Raw genomic sequence first — 11611 nt, forward strand, 5'->3', positions numbered from 1 at the left:
GGCCGGCCGCGTCGCGATCCACACGAAGGGGGACGACGGGCAACAAGTACATGGTTCAACGGCCGCGAGGCCCCTTTCCGACGGTGTCCCCATGATCGACCATCAGCAGTCGAAGAGCGCGCTTCCCGCCGCGCAAGGTCTGTACGACCCGCAAAACGAGCACGACGCCTGCGGCGTCGGCTTCGTCGCTCACATCAAGGGCAAGAAAAGCCACGAAATCATCGAGCAGGGTCTGAAGATCCTCGAGAATCTCGATCACCGCGGCGCGGTCGGCGCCGATCCGCTGATGGGCGACGGCGCGGGCATCCTGATCCAGATCCCGGACGCGTTCTACCGCGAGGAAATGGCGAAGCAGGACGTGACGCTGCCGCCCGCCGGCGAATATGGGGTTGGGATGATCTTCCTGCCGAAGGAGAGCGCGTCGCGGATCGCGTGCGAGCAGGAGCTCGAGCGCACCGTGAAGGCGGAAGGCCAGGTCGTGCTCGGCTGGCGCGACGTGCCGGTCGACCATGCGATGCCGATCTCGCCCGCGGTGAAGGCGAGCGAGCCCGTGATCCGCCAGATCTTCATCGGCCGCGGCAAGGACGTGATGGTGACGGACGCGCTCGAGCGCAAGCTCTACGTGATCCGCAAGACCGCAAGCCACCGGATTCAGGCGCTCAAGCTGAAGCACGGCAAGGAATACTTCGTGCCGTCGATGTCGGCGCGCACGGTCGTCTACAAGGGGCTGCTGCTCGCGGGCCAGGTCGGTGTCTACTATCGCGATCTGCAGGACGAGCGCGTCGTGTCGGCGCTCGCGCTCGTGCACCAGCGCTTCTCGACGAACACCTTCCCGGCGTGGGAGCTCGCGCACCCGTACCGGATGATCGCGCACAACGGCGAGATCAACACGGTGAAGGGCAACGTCAACTGGCTGAACGCGCGCACCGGCGCGATCGCGTCGCACGTGCTCGGCGACGATCTGCCGAAGCTCTGGCCGCTCATCTATCCCGGCCAGTCCGATACGGCCTCGTTCGACAACTGCCTCGAGCTGCTCGTGATGGCGGGCTATCCGCTCGTGCACGCGGTGATGATGATGATTCCGGAGGCGTGGGAGCAGCACACGCTGATGGACGACAACCGCCGCGCGTTCTACGAATACCACGCCGCGATGATGGAGCCGTGGGACGGCCCCGCCGCGATCGCGTTCACCGACGGCCGCCAGATCGGCGCGACGCTCGACCGCAACGGCCTGCGCCCGGCGCGCTACATCATCACCGACGACGATCTCGTGATCATGGCGTCGGAAGCGGGCGTGCTGCCGATCCCCGAATCGAGGATCGTCAAGAAGTGGCGGCTGCAGCCGGGCAAGATGTTCCTGATCGACATGGAGCACGGCCGGATCATCGACGACAAGGAACTGAAGGACAACCTCGCGAACGCGAAGCCGTACAAGAGCTGGATCGACGCGGTGCGCATCAAGCTCGACGAGATCGAGCCGCAGGACGAGGACGTGGCCGCCGCGCGCCGCTCGTCGGCCGTGCTGCTCGACCGCCAGCAGGCGTTCGGCTACACGCAGGAGGACCTGAAGTTCCTGATGGCGCCGATGGCGCAGCAGGGCGAGGAAGCGGTCGGCTCGATGGGCAACGATTCGCCGTTGGCCGTCATGTCGAACAAGAACAAGACGCTCTACCACTACTTCAAGCAGCTGTTCGCGCAGGTCACGAACCCGCCGATCGATCCGATCCGCGAGAACATGGTGATGTCGCTCGTGTCGTTCATCGGCCCGAAGCCGAACCTGCTCGACACGAACAACATCAACCCGCCGATGCGCCTCGAAGTGTCGCAGCCCGTGCTCGACTTCAAGGACATCGCGAAGATCCGCTTGATCGATCGTTACACGGGCGGCAAGTTCAGCGCGTACGAGCTGAACATCTGCTATCCGGTCGCGTGGGGCAAGGAAGGCATCGAGGCGCGCCTCGCGTCGCTGTGCGCGGAAGCCGTCGACGCGGTGAAGTCGGGCTACAACATCCTGATCGTGTCCGATCGCAAGACGGATGCGGAGAACGTCGCGATTCCGGCGCTTCTCGCGACGTCGGCGATCCACACGCACCTCGTGCAGCAGGGCCTGCGCACGAGCACGGGCCTCGTCGTCGAGACGGGTTCCGCGCGCGAGACGCACCACTTCGCGCTGCTCGCCGGATACGGCGCGGAGGCCGTGCATCCGTACCTCGCGATGGAAACGCTCGCGAAGATGGCGCAAGGCCTGCCGGGCGACCTGTCGCCGGAGAAGGCGGTCTACAACTTCACGAAGGCGGTCGGCAAGGGCCTGCAGAAGGTGATGTCGAAGATGGGCATCTCCACGTACATGTCGTACACCGGCGCGCAGATCTTCGAGGCGCTCGGCCTGTCGACCGAGCTCGTCGACAAGTACTTCAGGGGCACGGCGTCGAAGGTGGGCGGCATCGGCCTTTTCGACGTGGCCGACGAAGCGATCCGCCTGCACCGCGACGCGTTCGGCGACAACCCGGTTCTCGCCGACATGCTCGACGCGGGCGGCGAATATGCGTTCCGCGTGCGCGGCGAGGATCACATGTGGACGCCCGATTCGATCGCGAAGCTGCAGCACGCGACGCGCGGCAACTCGTACCAGACGTACAAGGAATACGCACACCTGATCAACGATCAGACGAAGCGCCACATGACGCTGCGCGGCCTGTTCGAGTTCAAGGTCGATCCGATGAAGGCGATTCCGATCGACGAGGTCGAGCCGGCCAAGGAGATCGTCAAGCGCTTCGCGACGGGCGCGATGTCGCTCGGCTCGATCAGCACGGAAGCGCACACGACGCTCGCGATCGCGATGAACCGGATCGGCGGCAAGTCGAACACCGGCGAAGGCGGCGAGGACGAGAACCGCTATCGCAACGAGCTGCGCGGCATTCCGATCAAGGTCGGCGACACGCTGAAATCGGTGATCGGCGACGAAATCGTCCGCGACATTCCGCTGAAGGAAGGCGATTCGCTGCGCTCGAAGATCAAGCAGGTCGCGTCGGGCCGCTTCGGCGTGACCGCCGAGTATCTCGCGTCGGCGGACCAGATCCAGATCAAGATGGCGCAGGGCGCGAAGCCGGGCGAGGGCGGCCAGCTGCCGGGCCACAAGGTGTCCGAATACATCGGCAAGCTGCGCTATTCGGTGCCGGGCGTCGGCCTCATCTCGCCGCCGCCGCACCACGACATCTATTCGATCGAGGATCTCGCGCAACTGATCCACGACCTGAAGAACGTCAATCCGGTCGCGAGCATCTCGGTGAAGCTCGTGTCGGAAGTGGGCGTCGGCACGGTCGCGGCGGGCGTCGCGAAGGCGAAGGCCGATCACGTCGTGATCGCGGGCCACGACGGCGGCACGGGCGCTTCGCCGCTGTCGTCGGTCAAGCACGCGGGCACGCCGTGGGAGCTCGGCCTCGCCGAGACGCAGCAGACGCTCGTGCTGAACCGCCTGCGCGGGCGCATCCGCGTGCAGGCCGACGGCCAGATGAAGACGGGCCGCGACATCGTGATCGGCGCGTTGCTCGGCGCGGACGAATTCGGCTTCGCGACGGCGCCGCTCGTCGTCGAAGGCTGCATCATGATGCGCAAGTGCCATCTGAACACGTGCCCGGTCGGCGTCGCGACGCAAGACCCGGTGCTGCGCGCGAAGTTCTCGGGCCAGCCCGAGCACGTCGTCAACTACTTCTTCTTCGTCGCCGAGGAAGCGCGCGAGATCATGGCGCAGCTCGGCATCGCGAAGTTCGACGATCTCGTCGGCCGCGCCGATCTGCTCGACATGCGCCGCGGCGTCGAGCACTGGAAGGCGAAGGGCCTCGACTTCTCGCGCGTGTTCTACCAGCCGGAAGGCTGCGAAGGCATCGCGCGCCGCCACCTCGAATCGCAGGACCACGGCCTCGAGCGCGCGCTCGATCACACGCTGATCGAGAAGGCGAAGGCCGCGATCGACAAGGGCGAGCACGTGTCGTTCATCCAGCCGGTGCGCAACGTGAACCGCACGGTCGGCGCGATGCTGTCCGGCGCGATCGCGAAGAAGCACGGCCACGACGGCCTCGCCGACGACGCGGTCCACATCCAGCTGAAGGGCACGGCGGGCCAGAGCTTCGGCGCGTTCCTCGCGAAGGGCGTGACGCTCGACCTCGTCGGCGACGGCAACGACTACGTCGGCAAGGGGCTGTCGGGCGGCCGGATCATCATCCGTCCGACCAACGACTTCCGCGGCAAGTCCGAGGAAAACATCATCTGCGGCAACACGGTGATGTACGGCGCGCTCGAGGGCGAGGCGTTCTTCCGCGGCGTCGCGGGCGAGCGCTTCTGCGTGCGCAACTCGGGGGCGACGGCCGTCGTCGAGGGCACGGGCGACCACGGCTGCGAATACATGACGGGCGGCACGGTCGTCGTGCTCGGCGAGACGGGCCGCAACTTCGCGGCCGGCATGTCGGGCGGCGTCGCGTACGTGTACGACCCGGACGGCACGTTCGCCGCGAAGTGCAACAAGTCGATGGTCGCGCTCGATCCGGTGCTGCAGCAGGCCGAGCAGGAGCGCACGATCGATCCCGCGCTCTGGCATGCGGGCGCGACGGACGAAGCGCTGCTCAAGGGGCTCGTCGAGCGCCACTTCCAGTTCACCGGCTCGCCGCGCGCGAAGTCGCTGCTCGAAAACTGGGATGCGGCGCGCCGCCAGTTCGTGAAGGTGTTCCCGCACGAATACAAGCGCGCGCTCGGCGAAATCGGCGCGAAAAAGAAAGCGGGCGAGGTGCTCGCCGCCTGACGCAAAGCAGCTCGACGACATAGCGAACGCGCCCGTCCGATGGGCGGGCGCGGGTCCCCCTTACTCGATTCAACAGATTCAGAAGAGAACCTCATGGGCAAGATCACCGGTTTTCTGGAGTACGAGCGCCGTCACGAGGCGTACGAAGCGCCGCTCACGCGCGTGAAGCACTACAAGGAATTCGTCTCGGCGCTGACCGACGAGGACGCGAAGATCCAGGGCGCGCGCTGCATGGACTGCGGCATCCCGTTTTGCAACAACGGCTGCCCCGTCAACAACGTCATTCCGGACTTCAACGATCTCGTGTACCGCCAGGACTGGCGGCAGGCGATCGACGTGCTGCACTCGACCAACAACTTCCCCGAGTTCACGGGCCGCATCTGCCCGGCGCCGTGCGAAGCGGCGTGCACGCTCGGGATCAACGACGACGCCGTCGGCATCAAGTCGATCGAGCACGCGATCATCGACAAGGCGTGGGCGCAAGGCTGGGTCGAGCCGCAGCCGGCCGCGCACAAGACGGGCAAGAAGGTCGCGGTCGTCGGCTCCGGCCCCGCGGGCCTCGCCGCCGCGCAGCAGCTCGCGCGCGCGGGCCACGACGTGACGGTGTTCGAGAAGAACGACCGGATCGGCGGCCTGTTGCGCTACGGGATTCCCGACTTCAAGCTCGAGAAGTGGCTGATCGACCGCCGGATGCGCCAGATGGAAGCGGAAGGCGTGACGTTCCGCACGAGCGTGTTCATCGGCCGCGATCCGCTGCCCGAGTCGATCGGCAACATGGCGAAGGAGACGATTTCGCCGCAGACGCTGAAGGACGAATTCGACGCGGTCGTGATCGCGGGCGGCTCGGAGACGCCGCGCGATCTGCCGGTGCCGGGCCGCGAGCTCGCCGGCATTCATTACGCGATGGAGTTCCTGCCGCAGCAGAACCGCGTGAACGCGGGCGACAAGGTGGCCGATCAACTGCTCGCGAAGGGCAAGCATGTCGTCGTGATCGGCGGCGGCGACACGGGCTCGGACTGCGTCGGCACGTCCAACCGCCACGGCGCGAAGCAGGTCACGCAGTTCGAGTTGCTGCCGCAGCCGCCCGAAGCGGAGGACAAGCCGCTCGTGTGGCCGTACTGGCCGATCAAGCTGCGCACGTCGTCGTCGCACGAGGAAGGCTGCGAGCGCGACTGGGCGGTCGCGACGAAGCGCTTCGAAGGCAGGAACGGCAAGGTCGAGAAGCTGATCGCGGTGCGCGTCGCGTGGGTCGACGGCAAGATGCAGGAGGTGCCGAATTCCGAGTTCGAGATCAAGGCCGATCTCGTGCTGCTCGCGATGGGCTTCACGCAGCCGGTTGCGCCCGTGCTCGAGGCGTTCGGCGTTGCGAAGGACGCACGCGGCAACGCGCGCGCGGGCACCGAAGGCGACCGCGCGTACTACACGTCGGTCGACAAGGTGTTCGCCGCGGGCGACATGCGCCGCGGCCAGTCGCTCGTCGTCTGGGCGATCCGCGAAGGCCGCCAGTGCGCGCGCTCGGTCGACGCGTACCTGATGGGCAGCTCGGAACTGCCGCGCTGAACGCGCCGGCGTTCGCCGCAGCGCCGCTTCGACGAACCGGGCGTCCGCATGGACGCCCGTTTTTTTTGCGCGATCGCTTCGCCGTGCGCGCTTTGCAGGCATCGCGCGGCTCGCGGCGGCGGAGCCGGCGGCGCGCGCCGCACCCGGCGCGCGGCCTTTCATCTTCCTCTACAAAAATTTCATTTTGTAAGAGTCGGCGAAACCTGTCATATCATGTCGGCCCTCGGCCGGCTAAGACCGGAATCAAGACAAAATCCGACCCCAAATCAGGAGATGATGGATGGAAGGCTTCGTGCATGCGTTGATCGACGGCATCAACGGCATTCTCTGGAACTACGTGCTGATTGCGCTGCTGCTGGGCGCGGGCGTGTGGTTCACGCTGCGCTTCAGGATGATCCAACTGCGCGCGCTGTTTCTCAGCATGCGCCTCGTCGGCAGCAAGGGCGAGCCGGGCAGCATCTCGTCGTTCCAGGCGTTCGCGACCGGGCTCGCGAGCCGCGTCGGCACGGGCAACATCGCGGGCGTCGCGGTCGCGATGACGGTAGGCGGCCCGGGCGCGATCTTCTGGATGTGGGTGACGGCGCTCGTCGGGATGTCGTCGGCGTTCGTCGAGGCGACGCTCGCGCAAATCTTCAAGGTGTCGCATCATGACGGCACGTATCGCGGCGGCCCCGCGTACTACATCCAGATCGGGCTGCGCTCGCGCGGCTTCGGCGTGCTGTTCTCGCTGTCGCTGATCCTCGCGTTCGGCTTCGTGTTCAACGCGGTGCAGGCGAATGCGATCGCCGAGGCGTTCAACACGTCGTTCGGCGTGAGCCGCGCCGCGGTCGGGCTCGGGCTCGTCGTGCTGACGGCGCCGATCATCTTCGGCGGCATTCGCCGGATCGCGCATGTCGCGCAGGTGATCGTGCCCGTGATGGCGATCGGCTATCTCGCGCTTGCCGTCTATGCGGTCGCGACGCACGTCGCGCTCGTGCCGGACATGATCGTGCTCATCGTGAAGAGCGCGTTCGGCTTCGAGCAGGCGGCGGGCGGCTTCGCCGGCTACGCGGTGAGCCAGGCGGTGTCGATCGGCGTGAAGCGGGGCCTCTTCTCGAACGAGGCCGGGATGGGCAGCGCGCCGAACGCGGCCGCGACCGCGAGCACGCGGCATCCGGTCACGCAGGGCCTGATTCAGATGCTCGGCGTGTTCGTCGACACGATCGTGATCTGCAGCGCGACCGCGTTCGTGATCCTGTTGTCGGGGCAGTACGAGGCGGGCACGTCGATGGAAGGCGCGGCGCTCACGCAGCGCGCGATCTCGAGCCACGTCGGCGATTGGGGAGGCATCTACATGGCGGTGGCGATCTTCTTCCTCGCGTTTTCTTCGGTGATCGGCAACTACGCGTATGCGGAAGGCAACGTCGAATTCGTCACGAGCCGGCGCGGCGCGCTGCTGGTGTTCCGCCTCGCGGTGCTCGGGATGGTGATGTTCGGCAGCGTCGGCCAACTGCCGCTCGTGTGGGCGATGGCCGATACCAGCATGGGCCTGATGGCGCTCATCAACCTGCTCGCGATCCTCATGCTCGGCAAGTACGCGCTCGCCGCGTGGCGCGATTACCAGCGCCAGCGCGCGGCGGGCGTGACCGATCCGGTGTTCACGCGCAGGACGATTCCCGAGCTCGCGAAGGTGCTCCCGGACGACGTGTGGGGCGAGCACGGGCCGCTGCCGCAGGGCGACAAGCTCGCGGCGGGACGCGGCGCGGGCGCGGCCGGGGCAACGGGGGCTGCGGAGCCGTTCGGCTCCGCACGGTGAAGATGGCGGGCGACCGGCTGCGCTGCTTCGTCGCGCTGACGCTCGATCCGGCGTCGCGCGACGCGCTCGCGGCGTTCCCTGTCGCCGCCGGCGCGCGGCGCACGCCGCGCGATCAGCTGCACGTGACGATCGCGTTCCTCGGCGCGATCGAGCGGACGAAGAGCGAGCGGCTCGGCGCGCGCCTCGCCGGGCTCGCGGCCGTCGACGCGGTGCCGCCCGTCGGCGTCGAGCGCGTCGTCTGCTGGCCGAGCACCGCGCATGCGCGGCTCGTCGTCGCGGAGCTCGCGCCGCAGCCCCGGTTGCTCGCGCTCGGCGAGCGCGTGGCCGGCGCGCTCGCCGAGCTCGGCTTGCCGCCCGACAGCCGCGCGTTCAAGCCGCACGTGACGATCGCGCGATTCCCGCGCGACGCGCATCGCGTGGCGCCCGACGGCGCGAACGATGGTGCGAGCCGCATGCCGCTCGCGTTGCGGTTCGAAACGCTCACGCTCTACGAGAGCGTCCTCACGCGCGCGGGCGCCGAGCATCGGGTGCTCGCGGCGGCGGCGCTGCCGGAGTGACGGCGGCGCGTCTACGCAGCTACGCAGGCGGGCTTGCGTAGCTGCGCGGGCTTAGCATGCTGTCCGACGGCGGCTCGGCCATCGTCCTTGCATCGTTCGACGTCATGCTTCGACTCGGCCGGGGAACAGGTCCTAGCCGAATGCGTTGGCGTTGGGCGCTTGGCAACGCCAACGCCAACGCCAACGCCAACGCCAACGCCAACGCCAACGCCAACGCCAACGCCAACGCCAACGCCAACGCCAACGCCAACGCCAACGCCAACGCCAACGCGGCCGTTCGAACCGTTTCGTTAATCCGCCGGCACGTTCAGCCGAGCGTCAACCCGCCGTCGATGTGAATCACCTGCCCGGTGATGTGGCGCGCTTCATCGGAGAGCGGAAACGCGATCAGCGCCGCGACGTCGTCCGGCTCGGCGATGCGGCCAAGCGGCGTCGCCTGCGCCGCGCGCGTGCAGCATCATCGCGACGCCGGGCGCGGCGAGCCTGGCTGCGAGCGCCGCGCCGATCCCCGAGCCCGCGCCCGTGATCAGCACGACGCGCTCGCGCGCGCCGCTCACGCGGCGACTCTCGCTTCGTCGCGGCGCACGTCGAGCGTCTGCTCGTGGAACGACGCAACCGATTCGCGGTGCGCGATGCTGACGATCGCCGCCTTCGGCAGCCGCTCGTCGAAGAGCCGGTAGAGGCGCGCTTCGTTGTCGGCGTCGAGCGCGCTCGTCGCCTCGTCGAGGAACAGGTAATCGGGCTTGTGCAGCAGCACGCGCGCGCCCGCGAGGCGTTGCTGCTCGCCGGGCGACAGGATGCGCGTCCAGTGGCCCGTCTCGGCGAGCCGCTCGACGTAGTCGCCGAGGCCGCACGCGCGCAGCGCGTCGCGGCACGCGTCGTCGCTGAACGTGTCGACGGCCGACGGATACGCGAGCGCCGCCTTCAGCGTGCCGATCGGCAAATAGCTCTGCTGCGGAACGAACATCATCCGCGCGTCGACGGGCGCGTCGATCGCGCCGTCGCCGAACGGCCAGAGCCCCGCGAGCGCGCGCATCAGCGTGCTCTTGCCGGAGCCGGACGGCCCGCGCACGAGCCAGCGCGAGCCGGGCTCGATCGCGACGTCGCCGATCGACGTGAGCGCGGCGCCGTTCGGCAGCGCGAGCTTCAGGCCCGACGTCGTGATCTGCGGCGCGTCGACGTAGTGCAGGTTGATGCCGCCGCGCTCGGTCGCGGGCGACATCGCTTCCTTCAGATGCGACGCGCCCATCACGCGCTTGAATTCGCGCAGACGGTTGACGGTCGCGCGCCACTCGGCGAGCGTGCCGTAACTGTTGATGAACCACGAGAACGAGTCGCTGACGGTGCTGAACGCGCGGCTGATCTGGATCAGCACGCCGAACGTGAACGCGCCCGCGAAGTAGCGGGGCGCGGCGACCGCGATCGGAAAGAGGCTCGCGAGCTGCGCATAGAAGTTCAGCACGAACGTGAGGCGCTTCGTGTAGCGCATCACGCGCCACCAGTTTTCGCGGATTCGCTGAAACAGGTTCTGCTCGTGCGCGGTTTCGACGGGCTCGCCGTTGTAGAACGCGATCTGCTCGGCGTTCTCGCGGATGCGGATCAGGCTGAAGCGGAAGTCCGCCTCGACGCGCTGCTGCTGGTAGTTGATCGACACGAGCGGATGGCCGAAGCGGTGCATCACGTAGGAGCCCGCGATCGCGTAGATCATCGCGACCCACACCATGTAGCCGGGAATCGTGATCGCGTGGCCGCCGAGCGAGATCGTCGCCGCGCCGGCGATCGACCAGAGGATCGTCGCGAACGAGACCAGCGTGACGACCGTCGACAGCAGATCGAGCGACAGCGACAGCGTCGTCGACGCGAGCGATTGCAGGTCGTCCGCGATCCGCTGATCGGGGTTGTCGGCGAGCCGGTCGCGCTCGATCCGGTAGAAGTTGCGCTCGCCGAGCCATTCGTGCAGGAAGCGCGTCGTCAGCCACTGGCGCCAGCGGAAGCCGAGCATCTGGCGCAGATAGAGGCCGTACACCGCGAGGATGATGAACGCGAACGCGAGCACGGCGAACGTGATCAGCAGGCTCGGGAAGTCGCGCACGTCCTTCGATTGCAGCGCGTTGTAGAACGATGCGCTCCACGAGTTGATCCGCACGTTGATCCACACGAGCGTCAGGTTGATCGCGACGATCGTGACGAGCAGGCCCCACGCGACTTTCCACTCCTCGGAAACCCAATAGGGCTTGATGAGGCTCCACGTGGATACGGGAGGCGGGGATTGCGTCGGGCCGTCCGGGACGGGGGCGAGGACTTGCATCGATTGAGTCATGAGCTTCCTGATGTGAGGCCGGCGACGCCGGGCGGACAACCGGGCCGCGCCCGGCGCGTCCGTTCGGCGCCGCGCGCGGCGTGCGTGCCGCGGATTCTGGCGAGCGCGCCTTAAACGGCGCTTAATGCCGGGAACGGCACTGGCTCGGCGCCGCGGCGATGCTCGCTCGCGCGCCGTGCCCAGCGGGCATTGTGCCAGCGCCGCCGCGCGGCAGGCGAATTTGCCGCAGCGCGAGGTTTGCGGCCGTTTCCGCTTTTATGGTCTAATGACCGCCGACGAAACAGGGGTGCTTCGCGTGCCTCGGCCCTGCCGAATCGGCGTGGCCGGATGCGCGGCGAGGCTGAGAGAGACCCTTCGCACCCGATCCGGGTAATACCGGCGCGGGAAGTTTCCGATCCCGCCGGGCCATGCCCGCGCCGTCGCTTCGGCGAGCCGCGCGCATCGCGAGTCCCGGCCGGCCTCAGTCGCCGGTTTCGTCCTTTTGGGTGCGCATCTTCGCGCGTGACGGAAGGTATCGATGACCGTGCAATCTTCAGTTCTTTTGCTTCGCTGCGAGCCGTCGGCCGCGGCGGATTTCCCGGCTC

6 protein-coding genes, 1 pseudogene and 1 riboswitch are annotated in these 11611 nt (G+C 67.7%); of the genes and pseudogenes, 5 read left to right on the forward strand and 2 right to left on the reverse strand.

All coding sequences use genetic code 11. The features are described from left to right. Window positions 1-91 precede the first annotated feature (91 nt). The 5 genes from WT60_RS02260 to WT60_RS02285 all read left to right on the forward strand — a co-directional run bounded on the left by WT60_RS02260 (window position 92) and on the right by WT60_RS02285 (window position 9045). A complete protein-coding gene (locus WT60_RS02260; protein ID WP_059577358.1) occupies window positions 92-4795 on the forward strand; it encodes a glutamate synthase-related protein in 4704 nt (1567 codons plus the stop codon). A 93-nt stretch (window positions 4796-4888) separates the two neighbouring features. After that, a complete protein-coding gene (locus WT60_RS02265; RefSeq protein WP_060355894.1) occupies window positions 4889-6355 on the forward strand; it encodes a glutamate synthase subunit beta in 1467 nt (488 codons plus the stop codon). A gap of 280 nt (window positions 6356-6635) precedes the next feature. Then, complete coding sequence (locus WT60_RS02275) at window positions 6636-8150, forward strand: alanine/glycine:cation symporter family protein (RefSeq protein ID WP_060355893.1); 1515 nt, start codon at window positions 6636-6638, stop codon at window positions 8148-8150. Next, complete coding sequence (thpR, locus tag WT60_RS02280; RefSeq protein ID WP_059646838.1) at window positions 8147-8707, forward strand: RNA 2',3'-cyclic phosphodiesterase; 561 nt, start codon at window positions 8147-8149, stop codon at window positions 8705-8707. The genes WT60_RS02275 and thpR overlap by 4 nt, the downstream gene beginning before the upstream one ends. A gap of 56 nt (window positions 8708-8763) precedes the next feature. Then, entirely contained in the window at window positions 8764-9045 is a 282-nt protein-coding gene (locus tag WT60_RS02285; protein WP_186448555.1) for a hypothetical protein, read from the forward strand. Here WT60_RS02285 and WT60_RS35625 read toward each other — a convergent pair. Beyond that, window positions 9015-9155 (reverse strand): annotated as a pseudogene (locus WT60_RS35625) (SDR family oxidoreductase); the annotation flags it as partial. The gene WT60_RS02285 and the pseudogene WT60_RS35625 overlap by 31 nt on opposite strands. A gap of 105 nt (window positions 9156-9260) precedes the next feature. Continuing rightward, window positions 9261-11027, reverse strand: coding sequence for an ABC transporter ATP-binding protein/permease (locus WT60_RS02295; protein ID WP_038753714.1), 1767 nt, complete (start codon window positions 11025-11027; stop codon window positions 9261-9263). 272 nt (window positions 11028-11299) lie between these two features. Then, a riboswitch (TPP riboswitch) is annotated at window positions 11300-11431 on the forward strand. Window positions 11432-11611: the final 180 nt, after the last annotated feature.

The sequence above is a fragment of the Burkholderia sp. MSMB617WGS genome, from assembly GCF_001532025.2.
Lineage (GTDB): Bacteria > Pseudomonadota > Gammaproteobacteria > Burkholderiales > Burkholderiaceae > Burkholderia > Burkholderia savannae.